Source organism: Methanococcoides alaskense, assembly GCF_027594145.1.
GTDB classification, from domain to species: Archaea; Halobacteriota; Methanosarcinia; order Methanosarcinales; family Methanosarcinaceae; genus Methanococcoides; species Methanococcoides alaskense.
In genome coordinates, this window is sequence record NZ_JAQFFK010000001.1 from 237,158 (window position 1) to 253,166 (window position 16,009).

General features: G+C 37.5%; 20 protein-coding genes and 1 tRNA gene. 10 read left to right on the forward strand and 11 right to left on the reverse strand.

Translation table 11 applies throughout. The features are described 5' to 3' along the window. Positions 1-226: 226 nt before the first annotated feature. The 4 genes from PBV53_RS01155 to PBV53_RS01170 all read right to left on the reverse strand — a co-directional run bounded on the left by PBV53_RS01155 (position 227) and on the right by PBV53_RS01170 (position 3,223). Positions 227-2,101: a DUF927 domain-containing protein gene (locus PBV53_RS01155; protein WP_270095356.1), complete on the reverse strand. Its 1,875-nt coding sequence runs from the start codon at positions 2,099-2,101 to the stop codon at positions 227-229. Between the two features lie 132 nt (positions 2,102-2,233). Further along, entirely contained in the window at positions 2,234-2,587 is a 354-nt protein-coding gene (locus PBV53_RS01160) for a hypothetical protein (RefSeq protein ID WP_270095357.1), read from the reverse strand. A gap of 202 nt (positions 2,588-2,789) precedes the next feature. Beyond that, a complete protein-coding gene (locus PBV53_RS01165; protein WP_270095358.1) occupies positions 2,790-3,005 on the reverse strand; it encodes a hypothetical protein in 216 nt (71 codons plus the stop codon). A gap of 29 nt (positions 3,006-3,034) precedes the next feature. Then, complete coding sequence (locus tag PBV53_RS01170) at positions 3,035-3,223, reverse strand: hypothetical protein (RefSeq protein WP_270095359.1); 189 nt, start codon at positions 3,221-3,223, stop codon at positions 3,035-3,037. Between the two features lie 243 nt (positions 3,224-3,466). Here PBV53_RS01170 and PBV53_RS01175 point away from each other — a divergent pair, with 243 nt between their 5' ends. Then, on the forward strand, positions 3,467-4,198 hold the full coding sequence (locus PBV53_RS01175; RefSeq protein ID WP_270095360.1) for a hypothetical protein: 732 nt from the start codon (positions 3,467-3,469) through the stop codon (positions 4,196-4,198). A gap of 113 nt (positions 4,199-4,311) precedes the next feature. Here PBV53_RS01175 and PBV53_RS01180 read toward each other — a convergent pair whose 3' ends face one another. Then, positions 4,312-5,442, reverse strand: coding sequence for a site-specific integrase (locus tag PBV53_RS01180; protein WP_270095361.1), 1,131 nt, complete (start codon positions 5,440-5,442; stop codon positions 4,312-4,314). Between the two features lie 451 nt (positions 5,443-5,893). Between PBV53_RS01180 and PBV53_RS01185 the strand changes: the two genes are divergently transcribed. Together PBV53_RS01185 and PBV53_RS01190 are read left to right on the forward strand one after the other, a co-directional pair. After that, complete coding sequence (locus PBV53_RS01185; protein WP_270095362.1) at positions 5,894-6,127, forward strand: hypothetical protein; 234 nt, start codon at positions 5,894-5,896, stop codon at positions 6,125-6,127. A gap of 128 nt (positions 6,128-6,255) precedes the next feature. Continuing rightward, positions 6,256-6,846, forward strand: a complete 591-nt coding sequence (locus tag PBV53_RS01190) for an ATPase (RefSeq protein ID WP_270095363.1) — start codon at positions 6,256-6,258, stop codon at positions 6,844-6,846. 340 nt (positions 6,847-7,186) lie between these two features. Here the strand turns inward: PBV53_RS01190 and PBV53_RS01195 are convergent, their stop codons facing one another. Next, on the reverse strand, positions 7,187-8,854 hold the full coding sequence (locus PBV53_RS01195; protein ID WP_270095364.1) for an Ig domain-containing protein: 1,668 nt from the start codon (positions 8,852-8,854) through the stop codon (positions 7,187-7,189). Positions 8,855-9,096: 242 nt separating this feature from the next. Here PBV53_RS01195 and PBV53_RS01200 point away from each other — a divergent pair. Next, positions 9,097-9,174: transfer RNA gene (locus PBV53_RS01200), tRNA-OTHER, on the forward strand. Positions 9,175-9,313: 139 nt separating this feature from the next. On the opposite strand, the gene PBV53_RS01205 is transcribed toward PBV53_RS01200, so the two are convergent. The 3 genes from PBV53_RS01205 to PBV53_RS01215 all read right to left on the reverse strand — a co-directional run bounded on the left by PBV53_RS01205 (position 9,314) and on the right by PBV53_RS01215 (position 11,547). Continuing rightward, positions 9,314-10,738 (reverse strand): ribulose-bisphosphate carboxylase, encoded by a 1,425-nt coding sequence (locus tag PBV53_RS01205; RefSeq protein ID WP_270095365.1) that lies wholly within the window; start codon positions 10,736-10,738, stop codon positions 9,314-9,316. A 178-nt stretch (positions 10,739-10,916) separates the two neighbouring features. Then, positions 10,917-11,147 carry a ferredoxin gene (locus PBV53_RS01210; RefSeq protein WP_270095366.1) on the reverse strand — a complete coding sequence of 77 codons (231 nt, stop codon included), beginning with the start codon at positions 11,145-11,147 and terminating at the stop codon, positions 10,917-10,919. A 100-nt stretch (positions 11,148-11,247) separates the two neighbouring features. Beyond that, positions 11,248-11,547 (reverse strand): carboxymuconolactone decarboxylase family protein, encoded by a 300-nt coding sequence (locus PBV53_RS01215; protein ID WP_270095367.1) that lies wholly within the window; start codon positions 11,545-11,547, stop codon positions 11,248-11,250. A gap of 172 nt (positions 11,548-11,719) precedes the next feature. Here PBV53_RS01215 and PBV53_RS01220 point away from each other — a divergent pair, with 172 nt between their 5' ends. The 3 genes from PBV53_RS01220 (at position 11,720) to PBV53_RS01230 (ending at position 12,981) form a co-directional block, all read left to right on the forward strand. After that, the gene (locus tag PBV53_RS01220; protein WP_270095368.1) at positions 11,720-12,043 is read left to right on the forward strand and encodes a DMT family transporter; all 324 of its coding nucleotides are present in this window, start codon (positions 11,720-11,722) and stop codon (positions 12,041-12,043) included. Between the two features lie 140 nt (positions 12,044-12,183). Continuing rightward, positions 12,184-12,567: a hypothetical protein gene (locus PBV53_RS01225; protein WP_270095369.1), complete on the forward strand. Its 384-nt coding sequence runs from the start codon at positions 12,184-12,186 to the stop codon at positions 12,565-12,567. Positions 12,568-12,813: 246 nt separating this feature from the next. Next, positions 12,814-12,981 carry a hypothetical protein gene (locus PBV53_RS01230; protein WP_172368414.1) on the forward strand — a complete coding sequence of 56 codons (168 nt, stop codon included), beginning with the start codon at positions 12,814-12,816 and terminating at the stop codon, positions 12,979-12,981. Between the two features lie 75 nt (positions 12,982-13,056). Here PBV53_RS01230 and msrA read toward each other — a convergent pair whose 3' ends face one another. Both msrA and msrB read right to left on the reverse strand, forming a co-directional pair. Continuing rightward, positions 13,057-13,518, reverse strand: a complete 462-nt coding sequence (gene msrA, locus PBV53_RS01235) for a peptide-methionine (S)-S-oxide reductase MsrA (protein WP_270095370.1) — start codon at positions 13,516-13,518, stop codon at positions 13,057-13,059. A gap of 12 nt (positions 13,519-13,530) precedes the next feature. Continuing rightward, complete coding sequence (gene msrB / locus PBV53_RS01240) at positions 13,531-13,959, reverse strand: peptide-methionine (R)-S-oxide reductase MsrB (protein ID WP_270095371.1); 429 nt, start codon at positions 13,957-13,959, stop codon at positions 13,531-13,533. A gap of 177 nt (positions 13,960-14,136) precedes the next feature. On the opposite strand from msrB, the gene PBV53_RS01245 reads away from it, so the two are divergent. The 3 genes from PBV53_RS01245 to PBV53_RS01255 all read left to right on the forward strand — a co-directional run bounded on the left by PBV53_RS01245 (position 14,137) and on the right by PBV53_RS01255 (position 15,972). After that, entirely contained in the window at positions 14,137-14,472 is a 336-nt protein-coding gene (locus PBV53_RS01245; protein ID WP_270095372.1) for a Rieske (2Fe-2S) protein, read from the forward strand. A 104-nt stretch (positions 14,473-14,576) separates the two neighbouring features. Next, the gene (locus PBV53_RS01250; RefSeq protein WP_270095373.1) at positions 14,577-14,993 is read left to right on the forward strand and encodes a hypothetical protein; all 417 of its coding nucleotides are present in this window, start codon (positions 14,577-14,579) and stop codon (positions 14,991-14,993) included. A gap of 55 nt (positions 14,994-15,048) precedes the next feature. Beyond that, complete coding sequence (locus tag PBV53_RS01255; protein WP_270095374.1) at positions 15,049-15,972, forward strand: mechanosensitive ion channel family protein; 924 nt, start codon at positions 15,049-15,051, stop codon at positions 15,970-15,972. The last annotated feature ends 37 nt before the right edge of the window (positions 15,973-16,009 follow it).

A 16,009-nucleotide genomic window follows, 5' to 3' on the forward strand; every position in this document is an offset into this window, starting at 1 on the left:
AAAATATTTGTTTCTTATTTTCGGTGGTATAGGTGGTATAAGTGGTATTAATGTATTTCATCTACAATTTCTGGTCAGATTAAAGTGGGATTAATAAAATAGAAAAGTGGTATAGTCATTTATGTGTATAATTTTTGATGTGTAAAAGTGGTATAGATCCCTAGACATTTCATTTTTGGAGATATATATCTAAAAAATTGAATGTATGATTTAAAATCACAATCATTCAATCTTCTTTTGGTACTTTTATTGTGGGCCACGTTGGTTCCATACTTTTCAAACCTAATATCTCATGTACTTTTTTAAGGTTCAAGCGTGAAACATCTTGTTGTGTTCCATCATACTTCACTTTAGTTGAAAATCTCCTTGTAACACTACCATCTTTTTTGTTTTCCTTACGATGAACTAAGATACCTTCATCAGCCCATTCTTTTTGTACAGTTGTACTATTATAACCAGATTCTCTGATTGCTCTCCTCAATTCTAAAGGAATTAGATCAATATATTCATCAGAGATCCATCCGGAGTGTAGCTGTTTTTGACCTAAGCTTAAGTCTGGACGATTAGATCGACTATCTACAAAATTTTTAATATTGACTTGTATCCAGTCGTAGACACTTTGTAATGCTCTGTGTGAATACGACTCAATAGGCGCATTTTCAACAATTTCTTCGAAGTATTTATTTGTTATAGCAAATGGATCGACAGTTTCAACTCCAATTTCTTCAAATATTTCTTCAATTAAGACACCTGCTGTCGTAATAGCTGCGAAAGTGTTAGAAAGTCTATCACCGACACTTGTATTCGTTTTGGTGAATTGGTTCTTTAAATCTGAAAATGTTTCGTCCCTTATGTTGTCCTTGTAATCGAAAATCTTTTTTATGAATGGTTCTACAAGATGCCCATAATTATCCTGCATAGTACGCTTTGCTAATTCTACCTCGTCTGGCAGATATCTCATATCACAATGCAGTTCGATTACTCTAACCAACTGACCTGTAAAACCATCGTTATCAGTGATGGCTTTTTCACCTGTCGTTAGAACAACTGAATTCCAAGAACCACCTATAAGCAGGCCACCTTCTTTCTTTCCCCTTAACTTGCCCTTTCCGTTTGATATCATGTAAATAAGAGCTGTGAGCATATCCTGATTTTTTTGCACGCTTGTTTCATCTAGATAAAAAGGTAAGTCGCAGAACAATTCTGCCATCTTTTCTGCACCCACTACTGTTGTATCAGCACTCCATTTCAAATCTTTTGGATTTCCAATAGCGCTAAACGCTACACTGGAGGTGGTTGTTTTACCTGTTGATGATTCGCCACTGTCATCTACAAAAAAGGAATCGACGCCGACCAAATTAAGAATCATTGCAGACATGGCTGCATATATTTTAAATCGGACGATTGGTTCACTTAAAATTCCGTTCATACCTTTGATCCAGTTCTCAAAGGTCCCTTTTTTTGTCAAACCTTTTAAGGCAGCTCCTTCAACCATTTCTACAAGGTGTGTGGAATCCTTTGTGTATGCCCTATCACCGAATACAAAACATTCATCAATAATTTTGGTTTTAGGCTTCCATCCATTTTTTTGAGCAACTATTATTTTGTCCAATTCATCATAGTTGAACTTCAAGCACTCAGCGAGATATTCATTTAAATCAGGAATAAACTTCAGAGTTATTATGAATCCTTTGTTAATCAACTCTTTTATACCATCATTACTAAGAGCCTTGACTTGTGGCATACGTAATATCTTACATTCGTCGCGTAGTCTCTCAGCAAAGGTAATTTCAAGCCATTTATTTCCATCATCTATATTCATACCCATTCCTGTGATTGTGCATGGAGAATGTGAAATTCTTGATGTGAAGTTTCCTGATTTTTTATTGTATTTTATTTTAAATAGACCTGTTTCTTTGCCTTCGAAATCCGTTGTTAAATAATCAGAAGGGAGTAACTTGCCTGCATATATCTGAGATTTTGGAGAGTAATCCAGATGAGTGAGAGCATTTTCATCAGTGCTTTCAACTATGATGTCTACCTCAAATGATTTTCCTTCTTCCTTTGTAGTTTCAGTTTTGGAAACATGTCCATCATTCATTGAATCACCTCCCCAAGATCTCTTAATCCAGAATGGATATGGCTAATTGCACCGATTTTGATACACTTGGATGTAAAATTATCAAAAAATAATGGTGGATTTGAAGTCACTGGATATCGTTTATTATTACTATTACTCATCAAATTCACCTTTTTTAATTATTTGATTAGTACCGATGTCATCTCCATCTTCTAAATCAGAACAAGGCATTATTTCATAGGTAACAGACTGATCAAGATAAAATATCAATTGATCACACCTGTCCAATATCGAATAACACTCATCAATAAAGTCATTATATACTTCTATTATTTCGTTACGTTCTGAATCCTGTAAATCAGTTGCATTCTCAATCAAAGTTATCTTATGTTTATACTTTAAAATATCCTCAACAACATCATCAAAAATATTTGCTACATCATCAATTAGATTTAAAACTTCTGGCTTTGCTGTTCTTTCTATTAGATAATCACTTTTAATATCCATCTTTATCACTTTTTATTTTTTTTAAAACTAGCAAGACCATTGATGGATTTTAGAAATTACAGGCATATCAAAAATATTATATACAAGATATTACTAACTATAAGATGCTACTCAAATAGAAGGAAATGTTATTTCTAAAACCCTCAGGTCTACTAGTGTTGGTTTTTTAAATATTTCTTTTATTCTTTATTTACAAGCTAAATTATTCTACCACGTCTTCTAGCAGTTCATCTATCTTTTGAGAATGCACTTCTAAAATCATATGTTTTAAGAATAGCTCCAATGCTTTCTTACAAGGAACACAAACTTTAGCATAACCATTGCATTTAGATATTTGACCAACGTCATTTGAAATTGATACTTCTATTTCTATTTCTACATCATTTGAAAATAACACTTTCTCATTTTGTTTACTCATTTTATTCACCTATTTTTGTATTTTTAACGTTAAACTAATCCTCTTTTCTTTTTCACATCTTCTAATGAGATTTTACCGTCTTTTATATCCTTCATAATCTCATTGAATTGTGATTGCGCTTTTTGTTCAATCTTCTTCACCAATTGAAATGATTTGGGCATATGATTATAGATTTCCTCATCAAATTCCAATGATTCATTTAAATTAATCTCTTTCATATTATCTCTCTTTGTATATTATTTAAATTCAATTTTAATTATGTTTTTTCGACTGTTTTTTTGATTCAAATTGTAAATTGTACCTTAACCATTCAATGATCGGGCACTTGTAGTCCAATTGTTTTTTTCTGTTAGTTCATCAAATCCCTCCATTCAAATAGTTAGAATTAAACAAAAATAATAAGGTATTTATACCATATATTTAGTACTATAACTGTACTAAATAAAAAAAGAGATGTAGGTATGGTTGATAAAATATACACAAAAAAGTGTGAGATGGTCTATAGTTGTATACCTGAGGATGGATCTCCAATTAGATATAACCGATTACATGAAAAAATAACAGAAGAACTCCAGTCTCAAAATGAAATAAAAAAAACAATGAGTAAGTCAACATTATCAGATTGTCTGAAAAAAATAATTAATATAAACCTTGTAGAAAAAAAGAAGCTAAAGGGAATAAGAGGAAATCCTGTAGAATACAGGCGAAATAAAAAATATGATTTTTATGACGAAGATGAAAGAAGAGTTAATCCAGAAAATGTAGAAGAATCGCAATACCTTATGATAAGCATGGAATTAAGTAACATAATTAAAAATCTGATAAAAGAGTTATATTTATATTCAAAAGATAATGATGAAATCGTATATAAGAAACGCTATAGTATGTATTTATCTGTTGATATACTCCCCCGTCTTATGAAGCTACTTAACTATGTGGAAAATGAAAATAAAATGAACGATGATGTATATCGCTGTCTTTTTGGAGACCATGATTTTTCAATGAGAGAAAAATCGTATGAAAATCTGTATGTTACGAAACTTAATAATATGATAGTAAATTCATCATCTTGGAAGTCAAAAGCAAATCTACAAAGTAAGCTAGAAAAAATGAGTAATATAGAAATCATGCTTGAATACAAATATAAAGATGAATATGGCTATCAAGATATTGAAAAAATACTTCCACATTAATTAAAATGATATATGAACCTATAAGAAAATTAAGGTTTGGATTTTACACAATATAAACAAAAACCGTTATTTAGAATTAATATTGATTTATTGTCCAAACCAATTACCTAAAATTATTTCATATTTTGCAGCATTTCATTAATTCGTGATTCAACTAGTTCATTAACCTGTGCTTCAACAAATTTAGACAACTTATTATCAGTCAGTTTAAATTCGGAATCCAGTTTTATTGCAGTATCCATATCTAATACCATTGAACAACTACTACAATATTTTGCATCATGTGGGTTTTTCGTCTTACATCGAGGACATTTAATTGGTTTAAGCACTTCCTTCTTCTTTTCCACATCATCCTCAATAATCCCATTTATTGCCAATAATTTATTCTCAACATCATCACCTGACAAGTGAATATAAACTGCAGGCATTTTAGAATCGGCTTCCCATCCTGCAAAAATTCTCAACTCCATCTCTTTAAACCCTTGTTTCACCAATTCAGTTAATCTTCCATGTCTCAGAGCATGAGGATGAACATTCTTTTTTAGACCTGCATTCTCCGCATTTGTTTTAAGCATATTTTGAACTGTGCGTATATCTAAACTTTTAGGTTCAGCCCCATAATTGCGACTTGTGACAAATAAAGGTGCATCAGGGTTATCACGGAATGGATGCTGATTGATCCATGCTTGTAAATCAGGCACCGAATCAATAAGCCTCAATTTTCTCATCCCAGTTTTGCCATTAACGATTATAGAACAGCCATGTCTGTCAAATTGAACGTTTTTTATATTTAAACTAAGAATCTCATTAGCACGAGCTGCACTATCCCACAGCATCATAACTATTGCACGATCGCGTTGTGTTTTGCAGGTTTCGACCAGTTTTTTAACATCTTCCTGCACAATAAGTTCATCCACAGGTAGATTGTTTTTAGGAGATCTTGTTTTAATTCCATCAAAAAAATCATTGTCAGGAGAGAACCACTTAAAAAAAAGCCTTAGGTCAACGACATCATTATGGACAGTCTTAGGTTTATTATTTTGGCGACGGTATAGGATATAATCTTCAATGTCAGATTTTGTAATTTTGTCTAAATTTTTTCCTTCATGGAATTTTAAAAACGTATAAACTTTCCAAAGTTTAGTATTAATAGTACTATCTTTAAAATTGTTGAGCTTAAGGTGCCTTTTATATGATTTAAACGTTTCAGCATTATTTCCTGTAAAATCGGGTGCATATTTCATACATTTAATATGTATTAAATACATATATATATTTTGCAATATTACGTGACCCTCTAAGCAGGGCTTAGGACCCTGTCTCGTAGGAGTTCGTGCGTTCGAATCGCACCTCCCGCACTATTTTGTTTTAGATGTTTGTAGCAAGATCACATCTGAATATGTATATTACATTCAATATGGCTATTAGAATTAAAGCTATTATTATGAGCTCAAATCCTCCTGATAGCTCGGACATGAGCGACACTGGCAGGAATAGCAGTAGATTCACTACTGACTTTTGTAGTGTATTGGTACCTATCAAAGAAAGGTAAGATCATTCACAAGTATAAATTAGCTGCCTCAATGGATGTGAATTGATCTATAGTGGAAATATGGATCAACACACAAATGTATTTATGTAACAATTGTGTATGATGATTATACATGACCAATTAGCTAGATGGAGGAATCAATAATGCGACTGTCGATCAATAAAAGGAACCGCAGAACACGGGAAGTTGATAATATCGTGAAAGTCGCGAGGGCAGCATCCTCTAGTGCGAAACAAAATGCATTTAGTCATGGGATATCAGTAGCAAGACAACAGGGTGAAAACATTGTTATGTTGCATCCAGATGGAAGTACTGATGTCATTAAGAGAATTGAAAATAGTCCTGTAACACTAAACAAAAAACGATACTACATATGAAGCAACGTATGAGGGTATTTGCAGGACCAAATTGATCTGGTAAAACTGCAATTGTTAGTGAATTTATTGAAAAAAGGGATGAACTGATCGATCCTAATCGGCATGTTAATCCGGATGAACTTAATTTATTGGATGTTCTCAATTTTGATAGCTTTGGAGTAAAAGTTGACGAGGGCGATTTTCGAGATTTTGTACTCCAGTATCATTTTTATGAAAAACTTGGCATTACCATTCAAGATCTTAAAATTAAAGACAACTGTTTTTACATAAATAAAAAAAGTTCATATATGGGTGCAATGTTATCGGATTATCTTAGACAGTGCCTCATAAAAACAAACGAACGTTTATTTTCGTTTGAAACAGTTTTATCACACCCATCAAAAATAGATTTTCTCAAGGATGCAAAAAAACTCGGTTGGGATGTCTATTTGTATTATGTAAGTACAAACGACCTTGAAATTAATTGTGTTCGTGTGGCACAACGAGTGCAAATGGGTGGTCACGATGTTCCTCGTGAAAAGATATATGATCGGTACACAAAGGCCAACAATAATTTATTTGAGGTTTTAAAGCACTGTCGTAGGGCATATATTTTCGACAATTCTGAAGAAATGGAATTAATAGCTAAAAAAAATCCTGATGGTTCATTGGATCTATTGGTGGATTATCTTACTCCAAGTTGGTTTAATGAGTGTGTTCTCTCCAAATTAATTGAGTGATGGTTATGTCGATATTTGAATTCAATTGAAACAAAACTGAGGATTTCTACAAAGCCGATATTAGATTCTTAAATTTCTGAATAAAAAAGGTTTGATCTCTACACATTCAGATATCCGTGTAGAGATCATTTTTGTACAATTATCTATCAAATATAACGATTGCTTCTGCCAGTTCTTATGGTCCTGACATATTCCTCAATGTCCATTCCCTGAAGATATACATCACATGTCTGGACAAGTGCCTTTGCACCGGACTGTGTGCCTCCGAGTTGGAAATGTACGCCTGAACCTATGGTCGTGATGAATACAAAAAAAATTAGAAAGATTGTTTATCAATCAATCAATCCTTCCTTCTGTAAATAATATACACTGACAGCAACATACCGATTGCTGGAAGCATGCTGAATCCTGGAGTTGTTTCACTTTCTTCTTGTAGTTCAGGGGTTTCTTCAACAATTTCTTCTTCGGATGATTCCTCTTCAGAAACTACTACGACTGCATTATCGGTAGCATTTGAACTGGAAGTGTTATTTGCTTCCTCCTCTTCAGTTTCTTCTTGAATTGGCATGATTACCGCACTGCCAGTACCACTACCTCCAGAAGAGCTGCCACCGGTGTCAACATTATTGACAGTGATGTTAATTGTCTCTGAATCGGTTAGGATACTATCGTAAACTGTAAAATTAACCGAATAAGCTCCAGCTTGGGATTCGGAAGGTGTCCACGAAAATACACCTGTACTGTCATTCAATGTAGCACCTGTTGGGAGATTGGTGCCGGAGTAGACAAGGGTGTCGTTTTCAGGGTCTATGGCAATGACCGTGAAGGTTAGTGGGGCATTCTCATTAACACTTTTATCACCGATTGGGGACAGCACAGGAGGCTGGTTTTCTTTTACTTTAACAAGCCACATGTCATTATTTGCGCCATTCTCTGTGGAACCTGCTACAATGTAGCCGTCTAAGGTTTGCTGGACAGAATATGCATAATCATGATTACCGCCGTCAAAGGTAACATTCCAGTCCTCGGAACCTGTAGAATTGGTCTTAATAAGCCACATGTCTCGATTATCTTCATTCTCTGTGTAACCGGCTACAATATACCCTTCATCGGATGTTTGCTGGACAGGATATGCCCCATCATCTTCAACGCTGCCGTCAAAGGTAACGTTCCAGTCCTCGGAACCTGTGGAGTCGGTCTTAATAAGCCACATGTCCCGATCTGCGATATTATCTGCGTAACCGGCTATAATATATCCTGTGTCGTTGGTCTGCTGGACAGAATATGCATGATCATTATAACCGCCATTAAAGGTAACATTCCATTCCTCGGAACCTGTGTCGTCGGTCTTAATAAGCCATACGTCATAATCTACACTATTATTTGTGGATCCGGTCACAATATACCCGTCGGATGTCTGCTGGACAGATCTTGAATAATCATCATTACCGCCGTCAAAGGTAACATTCCATTCCTCGGAACCTGTGGAGTCGGTCTTAACAAGCCATATGTCCCAATCTGCACTACTATTTGTGTAACCGGTCAAAATATACCCGTCGTCAGATGTCTGGTTGACCGAAGTTACATAATCAGAAGAACCGCTGTCAAAGGTAACGTTCCAGTCCTCGGAACCTGTGGAGTCGGTTTTAAGAAGCCACATGTCCCGATCATCGCCAGTCTCCGTGGTACCGGCTACAATATATCCGTCGGATGTCTGCTGTACAGAATATATAATATCATCATCACTAACGTTGCAGGTATAGGTAACATTCCATTCCTCGGAACCTGTGTCGTCGGTCTTAAGCAGCCACATGTCATTATTTGCGCTATTATTTGTGTAACCGGCTACAATATACCCATCGTCGGATGTCTGCTGGACAGAAGTTGCCACATCATCATAACCGCCGTCAAAAGTAACATTCCAGTCTTCAACAACTCCTACGGCAGCTGAAGCCCCTGTGGTAACTAAAGTTAAAAGTATTACAAAAATTATTACATATAATCTCATTTGAACAATACCCCCATTAATATATTATTATGTTTGATTATTTAAGTATTGGTGTAGTAATATCATCTATATTGGAGATTATCAATTAGCTTTTCGCTTTAAAAGCGTAAATCTTTTTTCAAGACTACTGGCACCACTCTGAGCATAGCTTATGCATTGCATATATATGGTAGAAAATGTGCAAGTCCATGGAATATACTTACACAGAATACGAAAAATGAGTTTAGAGATTGTTCCTTTTTGCGGAGGTTGCCCAGCCTGGCCAAAGGCTCAGGACCCTGTCTCGTAGGAGTTCGTGCGTTCGAATCGCACCTCCCGCACTACTTTTAAAAATAATCAGCTTTGCTATTTCATAAACACTTCGAAATAGCAAGAGGTATCAACCCCTTAAATATCGGAATTAAAAAGGTTTAAATCTCTACAGGTTCAGATATCCGTGTAGAGATTATTTTCGTACAATTATCTATTCAAATAGAACTCGATCGCTTCTGCCAGTTCCTTATGGTCCTTGGCATATTCTGCAATGTCCATTCCCTGAAGATATGCATCACATGCCTGAACCAGTGCCTTTGCACCTGACTGGGTTCCCCCTGGGTGGGAGTGTACGCCTGAACCCATGGTCGTGATGAAATCTACATTCTCCATTACATCTATGAAGGGTTTCAGTTTCACAGGGTTAAGGCCGCCGGAAACTATGGGGCAGCATTTCTTCATGGCTCTCCAGCTATCGTCTTCGAGGATGACGTGGTGAGCAAGGTCCTCGTTGACAAGGTTGATGGCATCCTTATCGGTATCCATTATCTTTGACCATGTCTGCTCGAAGAAGTGTCCGGGTGACTTCAAATACTGGATGCCGTGGGCGGCAACAACATCTTCCGCAGGTGTACCTTGCATCTTGCCGACACCAGCTGTTCCGGTGTGTATCCCTGAAGCACCGGCAAGGCGTGCGAACTTTGACAGTACCAGAACTGAAAACCCGATGGGGTTTTCCTGTCTTGTAAAAGCACCATGTGCAGCTCTGTGGAAGTGCAGGAACACATCGGGATATCGTCTTCTGAGGGTTTGTACCGCCATCCATCCGGCCGTGATACCATCTATAAGGAAAGCATAGCTTCCGGGTTCGAATCCTGCATTGGTGATCATCTCACACCTTTCTATCATGGTGTCGAAATCAGCAGCTGAAACATTGAACGAGTGGACCTTCTTGTGACCGGTCTCTTTCACAGCCTTGTTCATAGCCTCTTTCACATGAGCGACCATCTTCTCATACGGGCAGAAATCCTGATTTGCCTGGGGCTCATCGTTCTTGACAAAATCTCCTCCGCCTACCCAGAAATCATAGCACACTTCCGCATATTCCGCAGAAGTAAGTCCCATCTTTGGTTTAACTATGGTGCCGAGGATCGGTCTGTCATGAACATCAAGGTACTTTCGCATATCGTCAACAGTATAGCTTGGACCGTCATACTGTTCCAGCATGGATGGCGGGAACCATACATCCATAAGCTTCAATGCCTGGATCTCTTTCATTCCAAGGATATTGCCGACAATGTAGGTCAGTATATTCTGGACATTTCCTCCCCTGTCAAAAAGTCTCCACGGATAAGCTACCCATACCAGCTCTCTTTCCAGATCAAGCTGATACACCAGAGCATTCATGGTTCTGGAGAATGCAGTCTCTGTATTCACTTTGATATTTGTACCCGTTGATGATTCTGCAGCGATCTCCGCAGCCGCTTGTAGTACGTTCAGATCTCCTCCCGGTATCAAGTGAAATACTCCGAGAAGGTATTCCCCATTGGTCGGATCAGGTAGTTCCAGATCCACATATGCCTGTTGTTTGGAATCGAGCGATTTTACCAGGTCCTCATAGATCAAACTCATATAGAAATAACAGTTTGCAATCTATTTGAGTTTTTTGAATACGTCATGTGGGACAAAAAGGAAATGCTGTTCGATATCACCGTTTTTGTAAGCGGTGGTATTCTATGATCTGTTAATTTAATAGTTCTAAAATAGAATAAAGAAAAGGAAAAATATGCTTTAAAAATAAGTTATGCACTTATCCATCATTTCCGATCGCTTCCGCAGGACAGGAGTCCATGGCCTCTTCGCAATTCTTCTTTTCAGCATCATTCTCGGGCTGCTTATATACAAAAGAACTCGAACCGTTTTCATTCATCTTGAAATTATTGGGAGCTTCATCTATGCATCTCTGACAAGTGATACACTGATCATCCACGTAATAAGCTCCTTCTACATTTTCAGCCACTTTATTTTTTACATCTGCCATACATAAGTCCCCCAAACTAATATCTAGAATACTCTTTAACTTTGTAAAGCTCTGTATTTATAAATTTCTGGACAACTTATGTGCAGATATTTGTGATAATTTAGAGAACATCCTTAAGGGCATTAGCAGCTACGTAAACACTGCCGATCCCGCAGATGTACTGTGTGATCCTGATGGTCTGCATGATCTCTTCCTTTGTAGCACCTGCATCCAATGCTTGCAATGCAAGAGAGCGCACTCCATTAACAGTACCTTTTGATGCATCAAGGGACAATGCCATCAGGAGCTTGTATTTGTAAGGTATTCCATTTTCCGGGAATGCGTTATGAAGGGTATCATCCAAAAGTTTGACGAATTCCGGGTCGTTATCTGCTATTATCTGAAGTGGGTCTTCTGGCATTTTTATTATCTCCTTATGTGTATCATTTATTGAGAGCTAACTATTTATGGTGATTCCATAGCATTCATTTATCGTTGCTCATGTAGAACATTATCTCTTTTCATGGTCATTATGTTTATCTGTAAATAGCTTCCATAAATATCAGACATATCTTGTGATCCGGGGAATTAATATGAGCTATTCACTTCTGGCAATATCTATCTTTTTTGAGATATGCGGTACCGTTTGCATGAAAATATCCGATGGTTATTCGAACATTCCGGCATCTCTGATGATATTCGTGTTCTATGGAGTAAGTTTTAGTATTTTCCCATTTGCTTTGAAGAACATTGATGTAAGCCTTGCCTATGCCATCTGGTCAGGAGTGGGAACTGCATCCATGACCTTGATCGGGATATATTATTTCAAAGAGCCTGCAACAGCCATAAAGATGGTTTCCATATTCATTATCATGGTCGGTGTTCTGGGATTAAATCTCAGTGATAAGCTGGCATGATACACTAGGAATCTACTTATGACTATTTTCATATATTGATCATGGCAGATGGATATAGGTCTTAAAAGCAGTTACCTGTAGCAACAGCTAAATAATTTCTACTCCCATCTAATATATAATAAATAATTGGGGGTAATCTATTGATATCTGTAATCTCGGTCCTTGCTGACCTATCACTTACTCTTCAAGTGATAGCTTTTGTAATGCTTCTGTATGCTATCAATCTTAAAAAAGTGGGTCTTGCAGAGCATGGGAGGGCGTCTTCCCTTGCGGTATATGTTATGGTACCTACGATATTGTATATGTTCTATTCTATCAGTCTGGGCTTTAGGTTGCCCGAATATGGGATCATACTTGGTTTGCACCGGCTTCTCGGCTCAATAGTTCTGATCTTCATAATTCTTTTTGTGACCAACAGATGGAGGTTCAAAAAGAAGGTCCATATGGATATTGTAGCGGTATGCTGGACTTTGTCCTTGCTGATGGGAATTGGTGTCTATTTGATTTCTCATGATATCTTATGATATCGCTTTTCTTTTTTGTGTTCTGCTTCTTCCCATATAACACTCTCAACTGTTCCTGATCTCCAATCCTTTTCTTATGGCTTCATTAAAGGCTTGTGTGAATTTATACATATATTAGTGCTCTTTTGTGTTCCCATTCCTCTTTGGAAGCATTCGACGAAACACTTATAAATGATTAATCGTTATGTATATGTGCAATCATTAATCATGATAAATTGCACTGCACCAACAAGGAGGAATACATATATGGACACATATTACACAGGTTCGATGATGGAAGAAGAAGAGAAGCTTTTTGAATGGAGAACCAGCGGCTTAAACATTGATGGCAACGGATTGTTCTTTGCTACACTGGCCGGGTCCATTGCACTTATGGTCCTCATGAGGGTTTCATCTTATAGCAGCCTCTTTTGAATGGGGGGATACCGGAATTACCGGTAAACTCCCTTATTTATCTTGCTTTTCTTTATTTTCCTCTTATTTTTGGTATCATCGTTTGAACTGAAGTTTCTGGAAATACTTCTGATGATAGTCTTCTGCAGGGTAGAATTCAGATGCTTCTACTATCTCTGTCTTAATGCCACTATCATACTTTCCTGAACGCTCCTGCTGTTCCCTGGATCGGAGTGCAGCTTCCCTTTGAGCATCGTTATGGTAAAATATGGCAGATCTGTACTGTGAACCATGATCAGGTCCCTGACTGTCCTTTGTCGTAGAGTCGTGTGTGCTCCAGAATATCTCTAAAAGTTCCTCGTATGTGATGATAGATTCATCAAAAACGATATCTACGGATTCAGCATGCCCGGTCTGTCCCGTGGAAACATCATTATAACTTGGTTCTTTCAATGTGCCTCCGGTGTATCCCACTTTTGTTGAGGTCACACCTTCGACTTTGTTGAACGCAGCTTCAACACCCCAAAAACATCCTGCTGCAAATGTTGCTCTTTCCATTTTCGATCCCTCTCATTTATCGTTCTTTTCTTCCTTTTCCTTCTCTGAGCCTTCTGTAAAACCCAATGATGCCGAATTTATACAATATCTTTTTCCGGTAGGTTGAGGTCCGTCATCGAAAACGTGTCCGAGATGGCTTCCACAGTTTGAACATTGTATCTCGATCCTTTTCATAAAATAGCTATCGTCGATAACCAGCTCCACACTATCACTGGAGAGCACTTCATAGAAACTTGGCCAACCTGAACTGGAGTCAAATTTATTCTTTGAACTGAAGATCTCCTGGCCACAAGCTGCACAGCTGTATACGCCGGGTTTATCGTTGCGTAACAGCTCGCCTGTAAATGGTATTTCGGTATTCTTTTCCCTGAGGATGGCATACTGTTCAGGTGTAAGTAATTTTTTCCATTCTTCTTCAGAACGGTTAATTTTTTGTTTCAATTCCACAACCTCCTTACAAAAGCTCCCATATAAAAGTTATTAATACACACTTAAATAATTTCGGTTGTAACTCTTGGGTTTTATATTAATTTCATTTGAATGTCCTATTTCGATTGGAACCTATGTAACACTAATATTTTTATGCAAACGTGTCCAATACCATATGGAGTAGTTTAAATGACCGGATATGCAAAGCTATGCAGTTCAGATGATGTGCCGGATGGGGAAATGCGCAGTTTCGATCCAGGTGACAATAAGATACTGGTAGTAAATCTTGGTGGCAAGTTCTATGCCATCGATGCTATCTGTAATCACATGGGTGGTAAACTTGTGGATGGTAAGCTTAAGGATAATATCGTGATATGTCCTCGTCACAAGTGCGAATATGATGTGACATCGGGTAAGATCAAAAAAAAAGCGGGTTTTTTTGTGCAGGCATTTTCCGGGAAATGTAATGACCAGAAATCTTATGCTACAAAAGTTGAAGGCGGTAAGGTCTATGTGGATATCTGAATCCGTGTCCTTTTATTGAATGTGCAACTTCTGATGACGTTTGTTACATTGTTGGATCCCGTTTACTGCAAATATTTAAATAAAGTTCTCATAATCCTTTACATATGAGCCTTGTTCTAGCCGCGGTATTCCTTGCTTTTGTTCTATGTGTACTTAGTATCTTCTTAGCTAATGTTGTAAAGAAACGAGTAGCTGACACAGCAAATGGTGGTATGTATCCGAAAGGCTATTGGTTTGGCATGGGTATAGCTTTTGGTCTTTTGCTTGGGATGCCTTTAGGTATTGCTATCGGAATATATCTCGGAAATGTCGCGATAGGTATTGCTATTGGTCCTGCACTTGGGATAGGCTTTGGTACTGTGATAGGTTACGTGCTTGAGAAAAAACATGTAAAGAACATTCGTCCACTGACAGAAGACGAAGCGAGGTTACAGAGGGTGTTCATTGTATTCACCATCAGTGTGCTTATTCTGGGTGTAACTGTGCTTTTCAGTCTTGTTTATCTTTATGGTCTGATATAATTGCATATTCTTGAATGACTAAATATCTATATTAGTTCTGCATTAATAATTGGTTATGGAAGTTATGGACATTGTCCCTTCGTGGATCTCGTGGGATATTGCTACTATATTATTCGTTTTTTTAATAGTCATATTAACTTTCGTTTCAGCGAAAATGGTAGATAGGCTCTTAAAAGCATATTTTCAGTTCGCCAGTAAAAAGATGAAGATCGATGAAACGACCTATGGGCTTGTCAGGCGTATCATAGTGGGACTTGTGTATTTTTTTGGCATTATTGTTATCGTCTTCTCCATCCCCGGACTTCGTGATATTTCGATTGCTCTTTTTGCAGGTGCCGGATTTGCGGGTATTGTCGTTGGTATGGCTGCTCAGAACACCCTTTCGAACATCATTGCAGGTATCGCGCTTGCGACTTTCAGACCTTTCCGTGTGGGTGACCTGTTAACAATTCATGGTGAATATGGGAGGGTCACTGACATAACTCTTGGTTACACTAAGATCAGGACCTGGGATAACAGGCGTTTGAACATCCCCAATCACGTGATCAGTGATGAAGCCATCATCAACTGGTCCATCGATGATCCAACGGTCAACTGGACCGTTGATATTGGTATTAGTTATGATTCCAATATTGATCTTGCAAGAAGTATCATGATCGAGGAGGGCCGTAAACACAAAAATGTAATGTCATATGCTGATCTCCAAAAACATAACTCTCATGAAAAAAAGGGTGATGAGATCTCTGTTCTTTTGACCGAACTGGGAGATTTTGCAGTAAATCTCAGGCTTTATGTATGGATAAAGGACCGTTCGGTGGGCTTTACTACGGGTTGTGATCTTCGGGAATCCATCAAAAAGAGGTTTGATGCTGAAGGTATTGAAATCCCGTTCCCTTACAGGACGATCGTATATAAGAAAGATATTGAACAGTCACATGAGGAGGACCTTGAAATGTCGCGGGAAGGACCTGCGGCTTAAATCTCTGATCTTTTTTGAATAGCTGGCAGCGGATCAT

Coding starts and splice junctions, on each gene's coding strand:
- PBV53_RS01155 (WP_270095356.1), bottom strand. CDS start 2,101: ATGAATGATGGACATGTTTCCAAAACTGAAACTACAAAGGAAGAAGGA.
- PBV53_RS01160 (WP_270095357.1), bottom strand. CDS start 2,587: ATGGATATTAAAAGTGATTATCTAATAGAAAGAACAGCAAAGCCAGAA.
- PBV53_RS01165 (WP_270095358.1), bottom strand. CDS start 3,005: ATGAGTAAACAAAATGAGAAAGTGTTATTTTCAAATGATGTAGAAATA.
- PBV53_RS01170 (WP_270095359.1), bottom strand. CDS start 3,223: ATGAAAGAGATTAATTTAAATGAATCATTGGAATTTGATGAGGAAATC.
- PBV53_RS01175 (WP_270095360.1), top strand. CDS start 3,467: ATGGTTGATAAAATATACACAAAAAAGTGTGAGATGGTCTATAGTTGT.
- PBV53_RS01180 (WP_270095361.1), bottom strand. CDS start 5,442: ATGAAATATGCACCCGATTTTACAGGAAATAATGCTGAAACGTTTAAA.
- PBV53_RS01185 (WP_270095362.1), top strand. CDS start 5,894: ATGCGACTGTCGATCAATAAAAGGAACCGCAGAACACGGGAAGTTGAT.
- PBV53_RS01195 (WP_270095364.1), bottom strand. CDS start 8,854: ATGAGATTATATGTAATAATTTTTGTAATACTTTTAACTTTAGTTACC.
- PBV53_RS01205 (WP_270095365.1), bottom strand. CDS start 10,738: ATGAGTTTGATCTATGAGGACCTGGTAAAATCGCTCGATTCCAAACAA.
- PBV53_RS01210 (WP_270095366.1), bottom strand. CDS start 11,147: ATGGCAGATGTAAAAAATAAAGTGGCTGAAAATGTAGAAGGAGCTTAT.
- PBV53_RS01215 (WP_270095367.1), bottom strand. CDS start 11,547: ATGCCAGAAGACCCACTTCAGATAATAGCAGATAACGACCCGGAATTC.
- PBV53_RS01220 (WP_270095368.1), top strand. CDS start 11,720: ATGAGCTATTCACTTCTGGCAATATCTATCTTTTTTGAGATATGCGGT.
- PBV53_RS01230 (WP_172368414.1), top strand. CDS start 12,814: ATGGACACATATTACACAGGTTCGATGATGGAAGAAGAAGAGAAGCTT.
- msrA (WP_270095370.1), bottom strand. CDS start 13,518: ATGGAAAGAGCAACATTTGCAGCAGGATGTTTTTGGGGTGTTGAAGCT.
- PBV53_RS01245 (WP_270095372.1), top strand. CDS start 14,137: ATGACCGGATATGCAAAGCTATGCAGTTCAGATGATGTGCCGGATGGG.
- PBV53_RS01250 (WP_270095373.1), top strand. CDS start 14,577: ATGAGCCTTGTTCTAGCCGCGGTATTCCTTGCTTTTGTTCTATGTGTA.
- PBV53_RS01255 (WP_270095374.1), top strand. CDS start 15,049: ATGGAAGTTATGGACATTGTCCCTTCGTGGATCTCGTGGGATATTGCT.